The organism is Aquabacter sediminis (assembly GCF_028863665.1).
In the GTDB taxonomy this organism is placed as follows: domain Bacteria; phylum Pseudomonadota; class Alphaproteobacteria; order Rhizobiales; family Xanthobacteraceae; genus L1I39.
In genome coordinates, this window is the sequence record NZ_JARBFX010000004.1 from 214143 (window position 1) to 234874 (window position 20732).

A 20732-nucleotide genomic window follows, 5' to 3' on the forward strand; every position below is an offset into this window, starting at 1 on the left:
CCTTGCGACCAAAGGTCGGGCCGGTGGCTGCGGGCTGCCTTCGGTTGCCATACTTCCCTGTGCATGCTACCGCACCCTTCAGTATGGCGGGGGCGCCGGGCTTTGGCCGGTGGCTGTACAAGAATAGGGGTGGGACACCATGCCCAAGGCCGCGCCCTCCGGCGCCTTCGAGACTTATGTCCGCGATCCGGACCAACTGAAGAGTTCGGACCGCTCTTTCGGCCGCATCATGGCGGTCTTCCTGCTGATCGTCGCAGGCTTCCAGTATCACCACGAGCGGGCGATGCTGGCCTTGGGGCTGGCGCTTGCCGGTCTTGCCTTTGCAGGGATCGCGCAGGTGCGGCCGCACGTGCTGCACCGGCTGAACCTTCTGTGGTTCCGCTTCGGCCTGCTGCTGCACAAGGTCGTCAATCCCGTCGTGATGGCGGTGATCTTCCTGGGCGCCGTGGTGCCCACCGCCCTGGTGATGCGCCTCCTCGGTAAGCGACCGCTTGCCCTTTCCTTTGATCGAACGGCGACCAGCTACTGGATCGCGCGCCAGCCGCCCGGTCCCTCCGGGGACAGCATGTCGCGACAGTTCTAGCGCCACCGGTCGCTTCTCGCGTCAAAACGCAAAAGACGCCCATCCGGCGGGATCTCGCGGTCCTCCGGCGTGCGGCCAAGGGGGTCTCATGGGGTTCGTTTCCGAGTTGTGGCAGTTCCTGCGGGTGCGCAAGAAGTTCTGGCTGCTGCCCATGCTGGTGCTGATGGCGGCGTTGGGTGGGCTTTTGATCCTGGCCAAGGGGTCTGCGGTCGCTCCCTTCATCTACACCATGTTCTGAGGGCGGCGTGCGCATTCTCGGCCTGTCGGCCCTCTATCACGACAGCGCGGCCGCCTTGGTGGTGGACGGCGAGATCATCGCCGCCGCCCAAGAGGAGCGGTTCACCCGCCGCAAGCATGATCCCCGCTTTCCCGAGCACGCTATCCGCTACTGCCTGGAGGCGGGCGGCATCAGCCTGTCGGATCTCGACCATGTGGTGTTCTACGACAAGCCCTTTCTGAAGTTCGAGCGGCTGCTGGAGACCTATGTCTCCTACGCGCCCAAGGGCTTTTCCTCCTTCCGCATCGCGCTGCCGCTGTGGCTGCGCGAGAAGCTGTTCCAGAAGGACCTTCTGGCCAAGGAACTGAAGGGGTTCGACAAGAGCTTCGACGCGCTGGGCAAGCTGCTCTTCACCGAGCACCACCTGTCCCACGCCGCCAGCGCCTTCTTCCCCTCGCCCTTTGAGGAAGCTCTCGTCCTGACCCTGGACGGGGTGGGCGAGTGGGCCACCACCTCAGCCGCCATCGGCCGGGGCAACAGCCTGGAGATCTTCAAGGAGATCCACTTCCCCCATTCGCTGGGGCTGCTCTATTCCGCCTTCACCTATTATACCGGCTTCAAAGTCAATTCCGGCGAGTACAAGGTGATGGGCCTTGCGCCCTATGGTGAGCCGCGCTTTGTCCAGACCATCCTGGACCATCTCATTGATGTAAAGCCCGACGGCAGCTATCGGCTGGATCAGAGCTATTTCGACTATTGCGTCGGCCTGACCATGACCAACCGGCGCTTCCACGACCTGTTCGGCGCGCCGCCCCGCAAGCCGGAAGAGCAGCTCACCCAATTCCATATGGACCTTGCCGCCTCCGTGCAGAAGGTGACGGAACTGGTGGTAGAGCGCCTTGCCCGCTCGCTTGCCCGCGAGACCGGGCAGACGAAGCTGTGCATGGCCGGCGGCGTGGCGCTCAACTGCGTCGCCAATGGCGTGCTGCACCGGCTTGGCCTGTTCGAGGACATCTATGTTCAGCCGGCGGCAGGCGATGCGGGTGGGGCGGTGGGGGCGGCGCTGGCCGCCTACCACCTCCATGCCGGCAAGCCGCGCGTTTCCGGCTCCGACCGCATGCGCGGCGCCTATCTGGGCCCGGCCTTTGATCAGTCGGACATCGAGCGGAGGCTGGCCTCGGCGGGCGCGGTCTTTACGGTCCTGGACGACACGGCCCTCATCGATGCCACCGCCCGGGCCCTGGCGGACGAAAAGGCGGTGGGCTGGTTCCAGGGTCGCATGGAGTTCGGGCCGCGGGCCTTGGGCGGGCGGTCGATCCTGGGCGATCCGCGCTCGCCGACCATGCAGAAGACCTTGAATCTGAAGGTCAAGTACCGCGAGAGCTTCCGCCCCTTCGCGCCTTCCGTTCTGCGCGAGGACGTGGCGGATTGGTTCGAGTTTAACGACGACAGCCCCTATATGCTCATGGTCGCCCCCGTGGTGGAGCGCCGCCGCCGGGCCATGACCCAGGAGGAGCAGGCTTTGTTCGGCATCGACAAGCTGAACGTGCCGCGCTCCGATATCCCGGCCGTGACCCATGTGGATTATTCGGCCCGGTTGCAGACGGTCACGGCGGACACGGCGCCGCGCTATCACGCGCTGATCTCGCGCTTCAAGGAGCTGACCGGCTGCCCGCTGGTGGTCAACACGTCCTTCAATGTGCGGGGCGAGCCCATTGTCGGCACGCCCGAGGATGCCTTCCGCTGCTTCATGGGCACCGAGATCGAGGTGCTTGCGGTGGGCAATTGCTTCCTGCGCAAGGAAGACCAGGACCCCGCGCTCAAGCTGAACTACGAGACGGCCTTCGAGCTGGATTAAGCCGGGACAGGGGCCCGGCACAGGCCGGGCCCCGTTTCCTCAAACGATGGTCACGTCCAGCGTGGCGACGCCATCGACACCACCTGCCAGCCGGTCCCCCGCCTTCACCGGGCCGACGCCGGCCGGCGTGCCCGCGAAGATCACGTCGCCGGGGGCGAGGCGGAACAGGGTGGACAGCTCCGCGATCATCTCCGGCACCTTCCAGATCATCTGGTTGAGGTTGCCCTCCTGCTTTACGGTGCCGTTCACCGACAGCCAGATGCGACCCTCCGAGGGGTGACCGATCTTTTCTGCCGGAACGAGGGCCGTGCAGGGTGCAGACTGCTCGAAGGCCTTGCCCACTTCCCACGGGCGCCCGAGCTTCTTGGCCTCGCCCTGGAGGTCGCGGCGGGTCAGGTCGATGCCGACCCCGTAGCCATAGACATGGCTCAGGGCGTCTTCCACCTTGATGTTCTCGCCGCCGCTCTTCAGCGCCACCACCAGCTCTATCTCATAATGCATGTCGCTGGTGCGCGGCGGATAGGGGACCGAGGGGCCAACCACCAGGTTGTCGGCGTTCTTCTGGAAGAAGAAGGGCGGCTCGCGATTGGGATCGTGGCCCATCTCGATGGCGTGGTCGGCGAAGTTGCGGCCCACGCAATAGATGCGGTGCACCGGGAACAGGCCTTCCGAGCCCTCGACGGGCAAAGCGGGGATGGCGGGAGGGGTGATCACATAGGCACTGGCCATGGAAACCTCAGGCTCCTTTCGAGCCGGCGGATGGAGAACGGCCGCCGCGGCGGGAGGCGACATCTTGCATGGAAGATGCCCGCCTCCAAGGGGGTGCGACGGGGTCCGAAGGGGGGACGTAAGGGCAGGACGCTCCGTTAGCGGGGCGCCACCGGCGGCACGCACAGATCCCGATGCGCATCGAGATAGTCCAGAACCGCCCTTGCCGCTGCGGCATGTCCCGCTGGCGTCCAGTGTCCGTCATGGGCGAAAGACGCGCCCGCCACCGGCAGCTTGTTGCGCTCCATATAGTCGTACATGTCGATAACCGGGATGCCGCGCGGGTCCGCCAGCTCCTTGAGCCGCTTGAAGCGCAGGCCCGTGGGCTCGTCCATGCGCATGGACTCGATGGACAGGATGAGCAGGGTCGCGCCGTCGCGCGTGGCGCGGGTCTTGAATTCGTCGAGGGCATAGCCGGAAAAGGCCATGGCGTCCTGGAAGGCCGGCGGCAGCTGCGGCCAGGAGAAGGGGGCGTCCATGCTCAGCATGGTGGCGTTGGTGGAGGTGTTGCGCGCCGGGTCCCAGCCTTCCAGCAGCTTTTCATTGCCCGGACGCTTCGCCAGCACTTGCGCCCGTTCCTTGAAGAGCTGTCCCATGTCCTGTCCCGACAGCCAGGCGGCGGCCTGCGGGGCCACCATGGTCAGCTTGGTGAAGATCCAGGCGTAGAAATAGGAATGGGTGACGAGGTAGGTGTTCACGCGCGGGATGAAGTCGCGCGTCCGGCTGGGCACCTCCAGGAGATGACTGCGCCAGCCCGCATTGTCCACGGGCAATGGCTCGAAGCCGCCGGAGGCGGTGCGTCGGGCATACATGCGGTGGGGATGGTCTGGATCGATGCCGCCGCGTATGCCTTCGAGCACCGCCGAATTGTTGGCAAAGTCGTTGCCCACGAACACCAGGAGCACGATGCGGGGGCGGAAGGCGCGTGCGAATTTGTCGTAGAAGGGCAATTGATTGAGCTGGCCCGTGCCGCCATAGCCATAAGCCGCGACCGCAAGGTCGAGCGGCGGGTTCTGCGCGGCCGCCAGGTTCGTCAATTGGCGCGGCAGCTTCTGCTCGATCTCCACTTCCAGGGCCGACACGAAGCTGTCCCCGATCACCGCGATCCGGCACGCCTTGGAGTCGGAGACGGGCGGCTCCTCGGCCAGGAAGCCTTGCGAATTGGCTTTCTGCTCCGTCCAGAAGTCCAGGCCATTGGTGGCCCGTGCCACGCCGCCGGGCGTGAAGAGGAGGCCCACGTCATCCACGAAGGTCAGCGGCCAGTCGCCGTTCAGGAAGGGGCGGGTGAGGCGGAAATAGGCTTCTCCCGCGCCTGCCACCACCAGCATCATCACGGCGGTTACCGTGAGGCTGGTGAGAAGGTCCTTCACCCAAGACGAGGAAGGGCTCCCCTTGTCCTCCGACATGACACGTCCCCAAAGGTCAGGGGACGCATCCCCGCCGGTCCAAGGGCCTGGACCGGCGGGTCATTGGGCGGGGCCGAGCCCTCCGGCCCGGCCACCGGAGCCTAGGACGCGACGGCCACGATACCAGTGGGGCACGCTATGCCCGTGCCGCCAAGCCCACAATATCCCGCCGGATTCTTTGCCAGATATTGCTGGTGATAATCCTCGGCGAAATAGAAGGGGCCGCCCTCGGCGATCTCGGTGGTGATGTCGCCATAGCCGCGCGCCTTAAGCGCCGCCTCATAGGCAGCTTTCGAGGCGCGGGCCTCTTCCTGGCGGGTGGCATCCGCCACATAGATGCCGGAACGGTATTGGGTGCCGATGTCATTGCCCTGGCGCATGCCCTGGGTGGGGTCGTGGCTCTCCCAGAACACCTTGAGCAACTGGCCGAAGGACACCTGCTTGGGATCATAGACCACCAGCACCCCTTCGGTGTGGCCGGTACGGCCCGAGCAGACCTCCTCATAGGTGGGATTGGGCGTGTGACCGGCCACATAGCCGACCGCCGTCACCTTCACGCCCGGCACCTGCCAGAACTTGCGTTCGGCCCCCCAGAAGCAGCCGAGCGCGAACACCGCGCTCTCCAGCCCTTCGGCATAGGGGCCCTTGAGGGCGGCGCCGTTCACGAAATGGCGTTCGGCGGTGGGCAGGGCGGTCGCGCGGCCGGGAAGGGCCTCGGCGGCGCTCGGCATGGAAAGCGGCTTGCGGGACCAGAACATGGCGAACTCCTCGCGCACCCGCCGCGCGGGCCTTTTGGCCGTGCGAAAGTCAGGGTACGCCGATCAGAGGGGGAGCTTGATTTCCGCCGTCCTGTGGATCGGGCGGGAGCTGCTCCGGAGGCTCGGTCCCTAATATGGGATCACACCTGCCATTGCGCGAGGGGTCAGGCGTCGAAGCGCGAGCGGCGCCTTTTCCGGCCCGCCGCCATGAGCAGGAAGCCCAGCACGCACAGCAGGGCAAAAAGGGGCAGGTTTAGCACCGGCACGGCTGCGTCCGCCCATGCGGCTGCCGACAGGCCGGCGATCGCCACCTTTGCCTTCTCAAGGCTCGCGGGCGACAGCGAGGACCAGGCCGAGAGCGCCGAGATGAACTCGATCTGCGAAGCGGCAATGGAGCGGGTGCCGTCCACCACCAGGGCGACGACCCCGCCGGCCAGCAGCCAGAAGCCGATAAAGCGCAGCAGGAACCTGATCATGCCATCCACACTTTTGCGTCATCGCGCCCGGCCGCCCGCGCCGCCGCTGTTTGTCCCTGAATAGAGCGCCCTGGCGCGGGAGGGAAGCGGATCGAGGCGCGGCGCGCGCGTCCTGTAAGGGGTCCAAGCTGCGCCTGGGACGCTCAAGCCTCTTGAAGCGACGCACAGTGTTTGCTTCCATTCAGGCATGGGCACGGGTCTGATCGAAATCCGTCGAGCGACGGTTACGGATGCAAGGGCCATAGCGGGCGTCCACGACGCGGCTTGGCGCACGGCTTATCGTGGCCTTATTCCCGGCCTCGAGCTGGAGCGAATGGTGGAGCGGCGGGGTCCCAACTGGTGGGAACAGGCCATCCGCCGCGGCAGCCGGGTGTCGGTGCTGCTCGCTGGTGACACGCTGGTGGGCTACACCAATTTCGGTGGCAACCGCGCCAAGAGCCTGCCCTATGGTGGCGAGATCTACGAGATCTATCTCGACCCGGTGCACCAGGGCCTCGGCTTCGGCCAGCGCCTGTTCGCGGCGGCCCGGCGGGATTTGTCGCGGGCGGGTCTCAACGGCCTGGTGGTGTGGGCGCTGAAGGACAATACGGGCGCCACAGGCTTCTACGAGGCCCTCGGCGGGCAACCGGTCGCAGCATCTTCGGAGCGCTTCGGCACAAAAACCCTGGACAAGATCGCGTTCGCTTGGCAGCGGTAGCCGCGGCACGCTGCATCGCAGCGTCTTCCGTGGCTTCAAGCGAGTGGTGTCATGATCATCGACGCGATCAAGATCGGCAAGAATCCCCCCAATGAAGTGAATGTGGTGATCGAGGTGCCGATCGGTGGCGAGCCGATCAAGTACGAGCTGGACAAGGAGTCCGGTGCGCTGTTCGTCGATCGCTTCCTCTATACGCCCATGCGCTACCCGGGCAATTACGGCTTCATTCCCCATACGCTCTCCGGCGATGGCGACCCGTGCGACGTGCTCATCGCCAATACCCGCCCCATCATTCCCGGCGCGGTGATGAGCGTGCGCCCGGTGGGCGTGCTGCTGATGGAGGACGAGAGCGGCGTCGATGAGAAGATCATCGGCGTGCCCGGCTCCAAGCTCACCAAGCGCTACGAGAATGTGAAGAACCACACCGATCTGCCGGAGATCACCCGCGCCCAGATCGAGCACTTCTTCTCGCACTACAAGGACCTGGAGCCCAACAAGTGGGTGAAGATCATCCGCTGGGGTGATGTCGAGGAGGCCCATAAGCTCATCCTCGAAGGCATCGAGCGCGCCAAGACCGCCTGAGCAGGCTTGGCGGGAAGGCCCGGCGCGTGCCGGGCCTGATCCTTACGACAGACCGCCGATGACGCCGTCGGCGGTCACAAACATGCCCTCGGCCGCCGGCACGGAAGGCAGGCCCGGCATGGTCAGCACGTCGCCGGTCAGGGCCACCACGAAGCCCGCGCCCGCGGAAAGCCGAACCTCCCGCACCGGCAGCGCATGGCCCGTGGGTGCGCCGCGCAGAGCCGGATTGGCCGAGAAGCTGTACTGAGTCTTGGCCATGCAGACGGGCAAGGTGCCGAAGCCCGAGGTCTGCAGTTCGTCCAGTTTCTTGGAAACCTCGGCGCTGAACACCACCTCGCCGGCCCGGTAGATTTCGCGGGCGATGGTCTCGATCTTCCCCTTCAGCGGCATCTCGTCGCCATAGAGCGGCTGGAACGCGCTGGGGGCGTCGGCGAGCGCCACCACCTCGCGGGCGAGATCCTCTGCGCCAGCGGCCCCGTCCGCCCAATGGCTGCAAACGTGCACGGCCACGCCCAGCGGGGCGAGGGCGGTGCGCACGGCTTCGATTTCGGCGGGGGTATCGGCGGTGAAGCGGTTCAGCGCCACCACCACCGGCAGGCCGAACTTGCGCAGGTTTTCCACATGGCGCACCAGATTGGCGGCGCCGGCGGTCACGGCCTCGGCGTTCTCGGCCGAAAGGCCCTTCAGCGGCACGCCGCCATGCATCTTCAGCGCGCGGATAGTCGCCACCACCACCGCGGCGGAGGGGGCAAGACCCGCCTGCCGGCATTTGATGTCCAGGAACTTCTCCGCCCCAAGGTCCGCCCCGAAGCCGGCTTCCGTCACCACATAGTCGGCCAGCGCCAGCGCGGAGCGGGTGGCGATCACCGAATTGCAGCCGTGCGCGATGTTGGCGAAGGGGCCGCCATGCACGAAGGCGGGCGTGTGGCCCATGGTCTGCACCAGGTTGGGCTGGAAGGCGTCGCGCAGCAGCGCCACCATGGCCCCAATGCCCTTCAGCGCGCCCGCTTCCACGAGCGCCTTGGCTCGGGTCTGGCCGATCACCATGCGGGACAGACGCTCTTCCAACTCGCTCAGGGTCCGAGAGAGGCAGAAGATGGCCATCACCTCGCTGGCCACCGTGATGTCGAAGCCGTCCTCGCGGGGGAAGCCGTTGGCGGCGCCGCCCAGGCCCACCACCACCTGCCGCAGCGCCCGGTCGTTCAGGTCCACCACCCGGCGCCAGGAGATGCGGCGGGTGTCGAGGTCGAGCCCGTTGCCCCAATAGATGTGGTTGTCGATGAGCGCCGCCAGCAGATTGTGCGCGGCGGAAATGGCGTGCAGGTCGCCGGTGAAGTGCAGGTTGATGTCCTGCATGGGGATGATCTGGGCATGCCCGCCGCCTGTGGCCCCGCCCTTGGCGCCGAAGACCGGGCCGAGCGAGGGCTCCCGCAGACAGATCGCCGCCTTCCGGCCGATGCGGGCGAGCGCATCGCCGAGGCCGATGGTGGTGGTGGTCTTGCCCTCTCCCGCCGGCGTCGGGCTGATGGCGGTGACGAGGATCAGCTTGCCCTGCGGGCGGTCTTCCAGGCCCGATATGTAATCCAGCGAGAGCTTCGCCTTGTAGGGACCGTAGCGATAGAGGTCGGCGGCGGGGATGCCGAGCTTGGCGCCGATCTCCTCGATGGGCGCCGGCGTCACGCTGGCCGCGATGGCGGCGTCGCTGGCGGGGTCGATCTGGCGGGCTGTCACCTGATGCATGGGGAAGCTCTTTGTTGGGAAGGTCAGCCCGGCCCGGTGAGGCGCAGGGATAGGGAGGTGGAAAAAAGCGAGGGCCCGTCCACAAAGGACGCGGTTCTGAGGCGCGGGCCGGGAATTCCGGCTGGTCCGCCCGCGTGAGCGGGGGCAGGCCAGCCGTCGAGGGTCAGGCGCTCCGGCCCCTTGGCCCCCACGGGGCGAGTGGTGGACCGCCAGGTGAGCAACCGCTCGATTTCAGCCGGCGCGAGGTCCTTCACCGGATTGAAGGCGCGAAGGGGGAAAAGGGCGGGCGGCGATGGCTCGGCATCCGGGTCGTCCGCGCGCGGAGCGGGCAGGAGCGGCACGAGGCCAAGCGCTTCGGCCGCGAGCGCCAGCGCCGGGACGCGCAGAGGGCCAGCCGGAGGCGATGAGGCGCCCAGGGGCGCGAGCATCTCGGCCATGGCATCGGCCATGGGGACAACAGGCAGGGGCGCCAGCGTCAGGCCCAGCGCCCCGGCGAGCCGGAGGCCGGCGGGGGGCGCATCTTCCAAGGACCCCAGCACCACCGCCTTCACCTTGTCCGCCCCGATGGCGTCGAGCGCCAGCACCGCCGAAAGGCCGCCATCCGCCACGGTGCTGAAATCCAGGATCAGGCCGTCCCGCCCGCTCTTGCGCACCAGGTCGCGCAGGGCCAGGAGGCTGGCCTCGTAATCGGCGGCATCGCCTTCTGTGCGCTGGGCGAAGGGTGCCTCCAGGCACCGCCAGCCATTCTCGAAGCGCTGCCAGGTGGTCATGCGCACGCGCGGCTGGAAGCTCGGGAACTGCATGGGCAGAGAGCGATCGGCATTGAGTGCCAGAGAGGCGCCATCGAACACCCATTCGCCCGTTCCGCCCACCGCATTCACATGCAGCAGCGGCAGGTCGCATTCCACCACCCGGGCCACGATGCGGCTAAGGCGGCCATCCGCCCCTTCCCGGCAATAGGGCGCGGCGTCCGGCACGATGAGGATTTCGGCGCCGGTTTCCGCCAGGCATTCGGGCACGTCGGGCGTGTCCATGTCGGAGCCAATCGCCACGCCGATGCGCACCCCCTTCACCGCCAGCGGACCGGGCAGGGGACCGGGCGACACCATGTCCGCCTCCCGCACCCCGCCCCGGGCCCCGGTATCCACCTTGGCGCGGCTTGCCGCCACCTTGCCGTCCGCGATCAGGAGCATGACGTTGAACAGGCGGTCTCCCTCCCGCCAGGGCGTGCCGACCAGCACGGCGGGTTGGCCTTCGCTTTCATGGGCGAGCCTGTCCACAGCCTCGGCGCAGGCGGCGATCATGTCCGGTGAACGGGCAGGGCCGATGAAGGGGGCGCCGGACAGGAAAAGTTCGGGAAAGACAATGAGGTCCGCCTCCTGTCGCCCGGCTTCGTCTCGCGCGGCGCGAACGGCCGCGAGATTGGCGGCCACGTTGCCAAGTTCGGAATCGAGCTGGGCGACGGCGATGCGCAGGCTGTCGGCGGGGAGGGACGTATCTTCGGCGGTCATAGGCTCATGCTTTCTGCGCCCCCTGATGTAGAGGGCGATCTCCCCCGTGGGAAGCGGCGAGGCGACAGGCGGCAAGGCAACAGGCTAGAGGGCTTACTCGGCGGCCTCAGGCAGCCTTTCTTGGCTGGCCGCCGCCCGCGCGGCCATCATGTCGCCACCCCACCGGGCGAGGGCGGCTAGGGCCTCCCGCAAGGTCTCGCCCGTCGGGCTCAAGGCATAGCTCACCTGCGGCGGCGTGGTGGGCACCACGCTGCGCGCCACGATGCCGTCCGCCTCCAGTTCCCGCAGTGCCTTGGTCAGGATGCGCTGGCTGACATGGCCCATGGCGCGCCGCAATTGGGAATGGCGCTTCTCGCCGGTGGCAAGGTGGAAGAGGATCGAGCCCTTCCATTTGCCGCCGATCATTTCCAGCGCCACTTCCACCGGGCAGCCGGGGCAATCGAGTGCTTCGTGGCGCCTGGCCATGGGGTGCCTTGCCTCCTGCGTCATGTGCGCGGGCAAGATACCGGCCTCGACCGCGCCCGTCACCCGATGGACAGGTGTCTGGCGCGACGTATATCGTATTCCAAAAGAGGAAACGCGACGCCGCCATGCTGGACCCCTATCTCGCCGGCCATCTGGATTTCGTGTCCGGAGCCGAGCCCCCCTTCCTGCCCCCGCTTGAGCCAGGCCGCTACGGCCTCGGCCTGTTCGCAGAGCGGGACGCCCATCTGGTGGTGCCCCCCGGCCTGGAGCCGGGCCGGCCGGCGCCCCTCATGGTTCTCTTTCATGGCGGAGGCGGCAGTGCCCAGAAGATCCTGCCCATGATGGAGCGGCACGCGGCCACCAAGGGCTTCCTGCTGCTCGTGCCCCAGTCCCAGTTTCCCACCTGGGACCTGGTGATCGCGGGCAACGGCCCCGACCGGGAGCGGCTCGATACGGCCCTCGGGGCGGTCGCCGCGCGCTTTGCCATCGATCCCAAACGGGTCTGCTTCGCCGGCCATTCCGATGGCGGCAGCTATGCGCTCTCCCTCGGCCTCACCAACGGGCAATTCGTGACACACATCATCGTGTCCTCCGCCGGGTTCATGTCGGTGCAAAAGCAGGCGGGCGCACCCCGCATTTTCATGTCCCATGGGGTGAATGACGAGCAGATCCCCATCGATCGCAGCGCGCGCACCCACGCGACCTTGCTGCGCGAGGCGGGCTACGACCTGACCTATATGGAATATAACGGTCCGCACGCCTATCAGCCGCCGGTGGTGGCGCTGGCGGTGGACTTTTTCCTGGCGCCCCTGCCGGCGCGCGCGGACGCTGCTTCCGCTTCAGCCTGACGGCCGGCGGCCGGTGCCGCGCAAGGCGGGCACGAAAATGTGCCGTCTTGCGGTGCGGCAGGAACTTCCGAAATTGGGCGGCATATGGACCCGTTTCGGAGACCCGTCATGAAGGCTGTCGGCTACGTCCAGTCCCTTCCCATTACAGATCCGAAGTCGCTGTTCGACTTCGAGGCTCCCACACCAGTTCCCGGCCCCCGTGACCTTCTGGTGCGGGTGGAGGCCATTTCGGTCAATCCCGTCGACACCAAGGTGCGCATGCGCCGCCAGGGCACGGCCGAGGCGCCGGTCATCCTGGGTTGGGATGCGGCCGGCATCGTGGAGGCGGTGGGGGGCGAGGTGAGCCTCTTCCGTCCCGGCGACGAGGTCTATTATGCCGGCTCCATCGCCCGGCCCGGCACCAATGGCGAACTGCACGCGGTGGACGAGCGCATTGTCGCACGGAAGCCCAAGTCGCTGAGCTTCGCGGAGGCGGCCGCCTTGCCTCTGACCGCCATCACCGCCTGGGAGGGCCTGTTCGACCGCCTGCGCATTCCGGTCGGGAAAGGCGGCAGCGGCGGGGCCCTCCTCATCATCGGCGCGGCCGGCGGCGTGGGCTCGATCGCGGTGCAACTGGCACGGCGCCTCACGCCCTACACGATCATCGGCACCGCCTCGCGCCCCGAGAGCGAAAAATGGGTGCGCGAACTTGGCGCCCATCACGTGATCGACCATTCCCGCCCCTTGAGCGAGGGCCTGAAGGACATCGGCATTCCCCAGGTGGAGGCGGTCTATGCCCTCACCAACACCGACAAGCATTGGGCCGAGATCGCCGCCAGCCTGAAGCCTCAGGGCGCCGTGTGCGTCATCGACGATCCCGGCCCGCTGGACATTGCGCTCCTGAAGCAGAAGGCGGCCACCTTCGTGTGGGAATTCATGTTCACCCGCTCGCTGTTCGAGACGCCGGACATGGAGGCCCAGCACCACCTCTTGAGCGAAGTGGCCGCCCTTGTGGACGAGGGGCTGGTGCGCACCACGCTCGGCGCGCATTTCGGCGCCATCAGCGCGGAAAACCTGCGCCGGGCCCATGCGGCCCTGGAGAGCGGGCGGAGCGTGGGCAAGGTGGTGCTCGAGGGCTGGTGACAGCAAGAGGCGCGCGGGCGGTCCCAAGGGGCCGTCCGCACGCCCTCAGGCGCTTGCGAACACCCGGTAGCGGCGGGGCACGAGGCCGATCTCGGTGCCCACGGGCAAGGTGTCGCCATGGGGCACCGCCGCCTCCACGACCACGTTGCCCCCGCTGATCTGGATGTCCGCCCGCCGCGTGGGGCCGAAGGTGCGCACGCCCAGCACCTTGCCGGAGAGGGGGGCCTCTCCCGCCGCCGCCAGTTCCACGTCGTGGGGACGGGCCAAAATCCGGGCCGGTCCCGTCGCGACGCCCTGCGGGTCGAGCCGAACGGGCCGGTCGCCCACGAACAGGGTGCCATCCCGCACATCCGCCGGCACGGAGAGGCTTTCGCCGATGAAGTCGTGCACGAAGGCGGTGGCCGGGCTGTCATAGACCTCGGCCGGCGTGCCGACCTGCTCGATGCGCCCGCGGCCCATCACGACCACCGTGTCGGCCAGTTCCAGCGCCTCTTCCTGGTCATGGGTGACGAGCACGGACGTGACCGGCAGTTCCTCGTGCAATTGCCTCAGCCAGCGGCGCAATTCCTTGCGCACCTTGGCGTCGAGGGCGCCGAAGGGCTCGTCCAAGAGGAGCACGCGCGGGGAGATGGCGAGGGCCCGCGCCAGTGCCACGCGCTGGCGCTGGCCGCCAGACAATTGGCCGGGATAGCGATCGGCCAGCCAGTCGATCTGGACCAGGGACAAGAGCTCGTTCACCCGCTCCCGGATCTTGGCCTCGGGCAGCTTGTTGGCGCCCTTGCGCACCCGCAGCCCGAAGGCGACGTTCTCGAACACGTTCATATGGCGGAACAGGGCATAGTGCTGGAACACGAAGCCCACATTGCGCTCGCCCACGGAGCGGGACAGCGCATCCTGTCCATCAAACCGCACCTCGCCGCTATCGGGCCAGTCGAGCCCGGCAATGATGCGCAGCAGCGTGGTCTTGCCCGAGCCGGAGGGACCCAGGAGGGCGACCAGCTCGCCGCCGGGAATGTGCAGGCTCACATGGTCCAACGCCTTGAAGGCCTTGAACTGCTTGGTGACATTGACGACGTCGATGCTCATCGGTGGTCCTCCGCGAGCCGGCTTTCCAGGATGGTCTTGGCGATGAGGGTGACGAGCGCCAGCAGCGCCAACAGCGAGGCAACCGCGAAAGAGGCGACGAACTGGTACTCGTTGTAGAGAATCTCGATGTGCAGCGGCATGGTGTTGGTGAGGCCGCGAATGTGACCGGACACCACCGACACCGCGCCGAACTCGCCCATGGCCCGGGCGTTGCACAGAAGCACGCCGTAGAGCAGCGCCCATTTCACGTTCGGCAAGGTGACGCGGAAGAAGGTGGACAGCCCGGACGCCCCGAGCGAGAGCGCCGCCTCCTCCTCCGCCGTTCCCTGCTCCTGCATCAGCGGGATCAGCTCGCGCGCCACGAACGGGAAGGTGACGAAGATGGTAGCGAGCACGATGCCAGGTAGCGCGAAGACGATCTTCACGTCCCAGTCCTGCAGCTGCGGCCCCAGCAGGCCCTGCGCGCCGAACAGCAGCACATAGACGAGGCCGGCCACCACGGGGGAGACCGAGAAGGGCAGGTCGATCAGGCTGATGAGCAGGCTCTTGCCGGGAAAGTCGAACTTGGTGATGGCCCAGGAGGCCACCAGGCCGAAGATCAGGTTCGCCACAACCGAAATGACGGCGACGAGCAGCGTCAGCTGGATGGCGGCGACCGCGTCGGGATCGATGATGGCGGCCACATAGGCGCTCCAGCCCCGGCGGAACGCCTCGTAGAACACATTCACCAGTGGCAGGCCGATGAAGAGGCAGAGGAAGCCGAGGGCGATGGCGGTCAGGGCGATGCGAACCGCGCGCGGTTCCGTGCGCACCGGCTTGTGCCCGGTCGCGGCGCGGGCGGCCTCCGCGCGGGCCAGACCGGTGGGAAGGCCCTCGGAGGTGGGAAGCTCGGCCACGGCGCCGTCCGACCGGGAGGTCAATGGTCCCTCCCGCGCGACTGGGTCCAGCGCTGCAGGCGATTGATCACCAGCAGAAGCGCGAAGGACGCCACCAGCATCACGCAAGCGATAGCGGTGGCGTCCGCATAGCGGAACTCCTCAAGCCGGATCACGATGAGGAGCGGCGCCACCTCGGAGATGCCTGGCAGGTTGCCGGCGATGAAGATGACGGAGCCATATTCGCCCACCGCCCGGGCGAAGGCGAGGGCGAAGCCGGTCAGCAGGGCCGGCAGCAGGGACGGCAGCACCACACGCCACAAGGTCTGGACCCGGTCCGCCCCAAGGCTCGCCGAGGCCTCCTCCAATTCCTTGTCGAGATCCTCCAGCACCGGCTGAACCGTGCGCACCACGAAGGGCAGGCCGATGAAGATGAGGGCGACCAGGATGCCCAGAGGGGTGAAGGACACCTTGATGCCGAGCGGCGCCAACAGGCCGCCGATCCAGCCGTTTTCCGCATAAAGCGTGGTCAGCGCGATGCCGGCCACGGCGGTGGGCAGGGCGAAGGGAATGTCGACGATGGCATCCACCACCCGCTTCAGCGGGAAGTCATAGCGCACCAGCACCCACACAACGATGGAGCCGAATACCAGGTTGATGGCGGCAGCCGCCAGCGACAAGCCGAACGAAATCTGGAGGGCGTGGAGGGTTCGGGCGCTGGTGATGATGGCAATGAAGCGCTCGAAGGAAATTTCAGACGTCTTGATGAAGAGCGCCGACAGCGGCAGCAGCACGATGAGGCACAGCCATGTCAGGGTCAGGCCCATGGTCAGGCCAAAGCCGGGAATGACAGTCTTTCTGCGCCGGGAGAGAAGGATGGGGGATGCTGCCGCGGTCGCCATCTGTGTCCTTGCGGGCATGGGAGGGGCCTGCCGTGCAGGCGCTGAGAACGCACATGGCCCCGCCCTTCCGGGGCGGGGTCCGCCTTGCGGCTTGTCAGTTCGTGTAGATCTGGTCGAAGACGCCGCCGTCGCCGAAATGGGTTTTCTGCGCCTTGGTCCAGCCGCCGAAGACCTGGTCGATGGTGAAGAGTTCCACCGGGGCGAACTTGTCCTTGAACTTGGCGGCCACAGCCTCGTTGCGGGGGCGGTAATAGTGCTTGGCCGCCAGTTCCTGGCCCTCGGGAGTGTAGAGGAACTTGAGATAGGCCTCCGAAATCTCCCGGGTGCCGCGCTTGTCGACCACCTTATCCACCACCGTCACCGGCGGCTCGGCCAGGATGGAGAGGGAGGGGGTGACGATGTCGAACTTGTCCGGCCCGAGTTCGTTGACGGACAGATAGGCTTCGTTCTCCCACGCGATGAGCACATCGCCGATCCCGCGCTCCACGAAGGTGACGGTGGAGCCGCGCGCGCCCGTGTCCAGCACCGGGGCGTTCTTGAAGAGGGCGGTGACGAAGGCCTTGGCTTTCGCCTCGTCACCTCCGTTCTTCTTCAACGCATAGCCCCAGGCCGCCAGATAATTCCAGCGTGCGCCGCCGGAGGTCTTCGGGTTTGGCGTCACCACCTTGATGCCCGGCTTCACCAGGTCGTCCCAGTCCTTGATGTTCTTGGGGTTTCCCTTGCGCACAAGGAAGACGATGGTGGAGGTGTAGGGGGCTGAATTGTCGGGCAGGCGCTTCTGCCAGTCGGCGGCGATGAGGCCGCGCTCCGCGATGGCGTCGATGTCGTAGGCGAGCGCAAGAGTCACCACATCCGCGGCGAGCCCGTCGATCACGGAGCGCGCCTGCTTGCCCGAGCCGCCATGGGACTGGCGGATGGTGACCGTGTCGCCCGGATGAGCGGCCGCCCACTGGGCCGCGAAGGCCTTGTTCACATCCACATAGAATTCCCGGGTGGGGTCGTAAGACACATTCAGCAGCGTCGTTTCTGCCGCCAGGGCCGCGGTCGGAGCCAGAAGTCCGGCCGAAAGTCCGATCACGAGGGCCGTCCGGGCGAGCCGCTGGAGGATGCGGGCGGGCATGCGGATCTCCTGTGGTGTCAAGGCGTGGAGCGCTTGAGCGGTCAGGTCGCAACGATGACAGCCGCGCTCAAAGCGGTCAATTATTAATTCCATTAAAATGCTATAAAAATAAACTTACATGAGATTCGAGGGATTAGGTCTGATCCCCGTGAGGCCCTGCGCTGAGCACAAGCGGATGCGGACCGGCGTCCGATCGCGATGGATCGGCGGCCAGTCGATGCACAAGGGGTCGGAATAAGGCTGGAGAGCCCGTCACGCGCGTCAGGCGCCGCGCGGGGCGCGCGGCATGAGCGGCCGGCAGGACCGGCCAGCAGGACGATGTCGGGACTGGGAGGGGGCGTCCGTGTGTCGTCAGGCGGCGCGCACAGTCGTAACGGCCGCCCGATGCAACAGCGGACCCGGGTTCACCAGGAGGTGTGGATGCCGCACTCGGTCTTGGACGAGCCCCGCCAGCGTCCGGCGCGCGGGTCTTCACCGGGTTGAACGCGGCTGGTGCAGGGCATGCAGCCGATGGACGTGAAGCCCTGGGCCTTCAAAGGATGCTGGGGCAGATTGTGGGCGCGCATCCAGCCGATGATTTCCGCCGCGCCCAGGGCCGCCAGCGGATTGAACTTCACACGGGCGCCGTCCGCTTCAACCGTGCGGATGGTGGCGCGGCTGGCCGACTGGAAGCGCTTGCGTCCATTCACCCAGGCCGAAAACGGCGCGAGCGCCCGCTGGAGGGGCTCGGTCTTGCGCAGGGCGCAGCAGGCATCCGGTGCGTCTGCCCACAGGCTGGTCTGGGGATCGCGCGCCGCCAGCGCCCGCTCATCCGGTGCCACCGAGCGCACGTCGGTGAGGCCGAGAAGGGCGGTCAGCGTGTCGCGGTAGGCCAGTGTTTCCGGGAAGTTGTGGCCGGTGTCGAGGAAGATGACCGGAATGGTCCGGTCCACCTGCGCCGCCATGTGCAGGAGCACGGCGGATTCCGTGCCGAACGAGGAGACAATCGCCAGGTCATTGCCGAAGGTGCTGCGCGCCGCGCCCAGGATTTCCAAGGGAGAGGCATCGCGCAGGCGCGCGTCCAGCGCGTCGGCCAGCGGGCCGGACGCGGCCAGGCTTTCGCCATCTGGGATAGAGGTGAGCGCGATGGTCATTGCGGTCGGCCTCAGTGAGCGGTCCGGCGCAGATCGAGCGCGGTGGCGCGCCCGTCCCCGGTGGGCTGGTAGAAGACGGAATAAGTGGCAAGCGCAGATGCGAAAGCCTCAACGTCCGACGGCTTGGTAATCTCGAACGCATCGAAGCCACATCGCGCCATCAGCAGGATCTGGTCGCGCAGGACGTTGCCGCTGGCTCTCAGCTCGCCGGAAAAGCGCAGCCGCTCGCGCAGCAGGCGCGCCTGGCTGTAGGCGCGGCCGTCGCGGAACTTGGGAAAGCTCAGCACCACCACCGACAGGTCGTCGATGAACGGCGCAAGGGTCGTCACGTCGGCATCATTGGAAACGGCAACCCCCACCGGGCGGTTGCCGCCGATGAGCGTCTCGTGTTCCGCCAGGAGCCGGCTGAGCGGCACGATGACCGGGCCGTCGGGCAGGGGACCCTCCGCATCAGCGCGCATGAAGGCATCGGGCACCACGGCCCCGTTCTTAACGAGAGGCATAGGCGCGCTCCTTGAAGGGTTCGATGCCCAGGCGCTGAACCACCGAGATGAACGGTTCGGCCGGGCCGGAGCGCAGCTCCAGATAGGTGTCGACGAGACGCTCCACCACATCCACCACCTCGGTCTCCGACACCGCCGGGCCGAGCAACTCGCCGAGCCGGGCCTTGTGGTTGCCCTTGCCGCCGAGGGTGATCTGGTAGAATTCCTCGTCCTTCTTCTCGACGCCGAGAATGCCGATATGGCCCACATGGTGGTGGCCGCAGGCATTGATGCAGCCCGAGATATTCATGTGCATCCGGCCGATATCGGCCGCCCGCGTCTCGTCTGCGAAGCGCTCGGACAGGCGCTGGGCGAGCGGAATGGAGCGGGTATTGGCCAGCGAGCAATAGTCCAAGCCCGGGCAGGCGATGATGTCGGAGATGAGCCCCACATTGGGGGTCGCCAGGCCAAGGCCCTTCAGCGCCTGCCACAGCTCGGGGAGGTCCTTCTGGCGCACATGGGGCAGCGTCAGGTTCTGCTCGTGGGCGACCCGGATCTCGCCATAGCCGAAGCGGTCGGCAAGGTCGGCAATGCCGTCCATCTGCTCGGCCGTGGCATCACCGGGAGGCCCCCCCACCGGCTTCAGCGAAACCGTGACGATGGCATGGCCGGGCACCTTGTGGGCGGTGATCGCGTTCTCGTACCAGCGCAGGAAGTCGGGGTCCGCCTTCGCGGCCTCAAGGGCGGCAGGGCCGTCGGCGAGAGGCTCGAACTCGGGGGTGCGGAAGCGGTCGCGGATGGTGTCGAGGGCCGCCTCGTCGAGCCGCAAGGCGCCGTCGCGGATTTGCGCCCACTCGTCTTCCACGCGGCGGGAGAAGTCCTCCGTCCCCACCTCATGGACCTGGATCTTGATGCGGGCCTTGTAGATGTTGTCGCGCCGGCCACCGGAATTATACACCCGCAGGATCGCCTCCAGATAGGAGAGCAGGTCTTCCTTGGGCAGGAAGTCGCGGATGGTCTTGCCGATGAAGGGCGTGCGTCCCAACCCGCCGCCCACGATCACCTCAAAGCCGGCCTGGCCGTCCCGCTTATGCAGCCGCAAGCCGATGTCGTGCACGCGGATGGCGGCGCGGTCATGCTTGGCGGCGGTGATGGCAATCTTGAACTTGCGGGGCAGGTAGGTGAATTCCGGGTGCAGGGTCGACCACTGGCGGATCACTTCCGCATAGAGGCGCGGATCCTCGATCTCCTCCACCGTCGCCCCCGCCCATGGGTCTGTGGTGGTGTTGCGGATGCAATTGCCGGAGGTCTGGAGACCATGCATGCCGGCCTTGGCCAGGTCATCCATGGCATCGGGCAGCTCATTGAGCTTGATCCAGTTGAACTGGATGTTCTGCCGGGTGGTGAAGTGGCCATAGCCCCGGTCATAGGTGCGGGCCACATGGGCGAGCGCCCGCATCTGGTCCGACGACAAGGTGCCGTAGGGAATGGCGACCCGCAACATGTAGGCGTGAAGCTGGAGATAGACGCCGTTCATGAGACGGAGCGGCTTGAACTCCTCCTCATTGAGCGCGCCGGACAGGCGGCGTTCCACCTGGTCGCGGAACTCGCGGACCCGGTCCTGAAGGAAGGCGCGGTCGAATTCGTCATAGACATACATGATGAAGTTCCGGTCCCGCGGCTCAGGCGGACTGTGAAAAGGCGACGGTGGGGCCGGCGACGCGGATGCGCTCCCGCAGATTGACCGGGTGCACTTCGCTGCCCTCCGCCGCGACGCGGGCGGGATAGGCGCCCACGGCAGTGTTCTCATCGGCATTGGCAACGTTCAGAAGTCCAAGCGCCGCCTCGGACGTGGTCACCACGGCGGCGTCGGCAAGGCGCGTCGACCAGACATGGTCCTCCGTCAGCCAGACCACCACGCCGTCGGTAAGCCGGTTGGCTGTGATCACAGTGGGACCGGTGATCTTCAGCTTCTGCTGGAGCGGGGACGTCATGGTCGGATTTCCATATTAATCACGTTAAAAAAACGTGATTTAATTGATCATGTCTTGATGAAAGGTAGAATAATTCATTCTCCTGTTCAATGGCAAAAAGAACAAAAAA

General features: G+C 66.7%; 22 protein-coding genes. 7 read left to right on the top strand and 15 right to left on the bottom strand.

What is annotated here, in order from left to right; all coding sequences use genetic code 11:
- Nucleotides 1-139 precede the first annotated feature (139 nt).
- From PV781_RS09380 to PV781_RS09390, 3 genes are all read left to right on the top strand, one after another.
- Nucleotides 140-583, top strand: a complete 444-nt coding sequence (locus PV781_RS09380; protein ID WP_274775364.1) for a hypothetical protein — start codon at nucleotides 140-142, stop codon at nucleotides 581-583.
- Nucleotides 584-671: 88 nt separating this feature from the next.
- The gene (locus tag PV781_RS09385) at nucleotides 672-821 is read left to right on the top strand and encodes a DUF5989 family protein (RefSeq protein ID WP_274775365.1); all 150 of its coding nucleotides are present in this window, start codon (nucleotides 672-674) and stop codon (nucleotides 819-821) included.
- 7 nt (nucleotides 822-828) lie between these two features.
- The gene (locus PV781_RS09390; RefSeq protein ID WP_274775366.1) at nucleotides 829-2658 is read left to right on the top strand and encodes a carbamoyltransferase family protein; all 1830 of its coding nucleotides are present in this window, start codon (nucleotides 829-831) and stop codon (nucleotides 2656-2658) included.
- 39 nt (nucleotides 2659-2697) lie between these two features.
- Here PV781_RS09390 and PV781_RS09395 read toward each other — a convergent pair whose 3' ends face one another.
- The 4 genes from PV781_RS09395 to PV781_RS09410 all read right to left on the bottom strand — a co-directional run bounded on the left by PV781_RS09395 (nucleotide 2698) and on the right by PV781_RS09410 (nucleotide 6066).
- Nucleotides 2698-3387 carry a fumarylacetoacetate hydrolase family protein gene (locus tag PV781_RS09395; RefSeq protein ID WP_274775367.1) on the bottom strand — a complete coding sequence of 230 codons (690 nt, stop codon included), beginning with the start codon at nucleotides 3385-3387 and terminating at the stop codon, nucleotides 2698-2700.
- Nucleotides 3388-3524: 137 nt separating this feature from the next.
- Entirely contained in the window at nucleotides 3525-4832 is a 1308-nt protein-coding gene (locus PV781_RS09400; protein WP_274775368.1) for an SGNH/GDSL hydrolase family protein, read from the bottom strand.
- A gap of 101 nt (nucleotides 4833-4933) precedes the next feature.
- On the bottom strand, nucleotides 4934-5590 hold the full coding sequence (gene msrA / locus PV781_RS09405) for a peptide-methionine (S)-S-oxide reductase MsrA (protein WP_274775369.1): 657 nt from the start codon (nucleotides 5588-5590) through the stop codon (nucleotides 4934-4936).
- 164 nt (nucleotides 5591-5754) lie between these two features.
- The gene (locus tag PV781_RS09410; RefSeq protein WP_274775370.1) at nucleotides 5755-6066 is read right to left on the bottom strand and encodes a hypothetical protein; all 312 of its coding nucleotides are present in this window, start codon (nucleotides 6064-6066) and stop codon (nucleotides 5755-5757) included.
- Between the two features lie 187 nt (nucleotides 6067-6253).
- Between PV781_RS09410 and PV781_RS09415 the strand changes: the two genes are divergently transcribed.
- Both PV781_RS09415 and ppa read left to right on the top strand, forming a co-directional pair.
- Complete coding sequence (locus PV781_RS09415) at nucleotides 6254-6763, top strand: GNAT family N-acetyltransferase (protein ID WP_274775371.1); 510 nt, start codon at nucleotides 6254-6256, stop codon at nucleotides 6761-6763.
- Nucleotides 6764-6814: 51 nt separating this feature from the next.
- Nucleotides 6815-7345, top strand: coding sequence for an inorganic diphosphatase (gene ppa, locus PV781_RS09420; protein WP_274775372.1), 531 nt, complete (start codon nucleotides 6815-6817; stop codon nucleotides 7343-7345).
- 42 nt (nucleotides 7346-7387) lie between these two features.
- On the opposite strand, the gene PV781_RS09425 is transcribed toward ppa, so the two are convergent.
- The 3 genes from PV781_RS09425 to PV781_RS09435 form a co-directional block, all read right to left on the bottom strand.
- Nucleotides 7388-9085 (bottom strand): formate--tetrahydrofolate ligase, encoded by a 1698-nt coding sequence (locus PV781_RS09425; RefSeq protein ID WP_274775373.1) that lies wholly within the window; start codon nucleotides 9083-9085, stop codon nucleotides 7388-7390.
- A 23-nt stretch (nucleotides 9086-9108) separates the two neighbouring features.
- Complete coding sequence (locus tag PV781_RS09430; protein ID WP_274775374.1) at nucleotides 9109-10596, bottom strand: nitrilase-related carbon-nitrogen hydrolase; 1488 nt, start codon at nucleotides 10594-10596, stop codon at nucleotides 9109-9111.
- Between the two features lie 93 nt (nucleotides 10597-10689).
- Nucleotides 10690-11061 (bottom strand): winged helix-turn-helix transcriptional regulator, encoded by a 372-nt coding sequence (locus PV781_RS09435; protein WP_274775375.1) that lies wholly within the window; start codon nucleotides 11059-11061, stop codon nucleotides 10690-10692.
- A gap of 125 nt (nucleotides 11062-11186) precedes the next feature.
- Between PV781_RS09435 and PV781_RS09440 the strand changes: the two genes are divergently transcribed.
- Together PV781_RS09440 and PV781_RS09445 are read left to right on the top strand one after the other, a co-directional pair.
- Nucleotides 11187-11909, top strand: a complete 723-nt coding sequence (locus PV781_RS09440) for an alpha/beta hydrolase (RefSeq protein WP_274775376.1) — start codon at nucleotides 11187-11189, stop codon at nucleotides 11907-11909.
- Nucleotides 11910-12017: 108 nt separating this feature from the next.
- Complete coding sequence (locus PV781_RS09445) at nucleotides 12018-13031, top strand: zinc-binding alcohol dehydrogenase family protein (protein ID WP_274775377.1); 1014 nt, start codon at nucleotides 12018-12020, stop codon at nucleotides 13029-13031.
- A 45-nt stretch (nucleotides 13032-13076) separates the two neighbouring features.
- Here the strand turns inward: PV781_RS09445 and PV781_RS09450 are convergent, their stop codons facing one another.
- From PV781_RS09450 to PV781_RS09485, 8 genes are all read right to left on the bottom strand, one after another.
- Nucleotides 13077-14117, bottom strand: a complete 1041-nt coding sequence (locus tag PV781_RS09450) for a sulfate/molybdate ABC transporter ATP-binding protein (protein ID WP_274775378.1) — start codon at nucleotides 14115-14117, stop codon at nucleotides 13077-13079.
- The gene (cysW, locus tag PV781_RS09455) at nucleotides 14114-15013 is read right to left on the bottom strand and encodes a sulfate ABC transporter permease subunit CysW (protein ID WP_425532378.1); all 900 of its coding nucleotides are present in this window, start codon (nucleotides 15011-15013) and stop codon (nucleotides 14114-14116) included. Before cysW ends, PV781_RS09450 begins: the two co-directional genes overlap by 4 nt.
- A gap of 20 nt (nucleotides 15014-15033) precedes the next feature.
- Complete coding sequence (cysT, locus tag PV781_RS09460; RefSeq protein ID WP_274775379.1) at nucleotides 15034-15894, bottom strand: sulfate ABC transporter permease subunit CysT; 861 nt, start codon at nucleotides 15892-15894, stop codon at nucleotides 15034-15036.
- 94 nt (nucleotides 15895-15988) lie between these two features.
- Complete coding sequence (locus PV781_RS09465) at nucleotides 15989-17014, bottom strand: sulfate ABC transporter substrate-binding protein (RefSeq protein ID WP_274775380.1); 1026 nt, start codon at nucleotides 17012-17014, stop codon at nucleotides 15989-15991.
- Nucleotides 17015-17418: 404 nt separating this feature from the next.
- Entirely contained in the window at nucleotides 17419-18147 is a 729-nt protein-coding gene (locus PV781_RS09470) for a phosphoadenylyl-sulfate reductase (RefSeq protein WP_274775381.1), read from the bottom strand.
- A gap of 11 nt (nucleotides 18148-18158) precedes the next feature.
- Nucleotides 18159-18650, bottom strand: a complete 492-nt coding sequence (locus PV781_RS09475; RefSeq protein WP_274775382.1) for a DUF934 domain-containing protein — start codon at nucleotides 18648-18650, stop codon at nucleotides 18159-18161.
- A complete protein-coding gene (locus PV781_RS09480) occupies nucleotides 18637-20289 on the bottom strand; it encodes a nitrite/sulfite reductase (protein WP_274775383.1) in 1653 nt (550 codons plus the stop codon). The genes PV781_RS09475 and PV781_RS09480 overlap by 14 nt, the downstream gene beginning before the upstream one ends.
- Nucleotides 20290-20311: 22 nt before the next feature.
- A complete protein-coding gene (locus PV781_RS09485; protein WP_274775384.1) occupies nucleotides 20312-20623 on the bottom strand; it encodes a DUF2849 domain-containing protein in 312 nt (103 codons plus the stop codon).
- Nucleotides 20624-20732 lie beyond the last annotated feature (109 nt).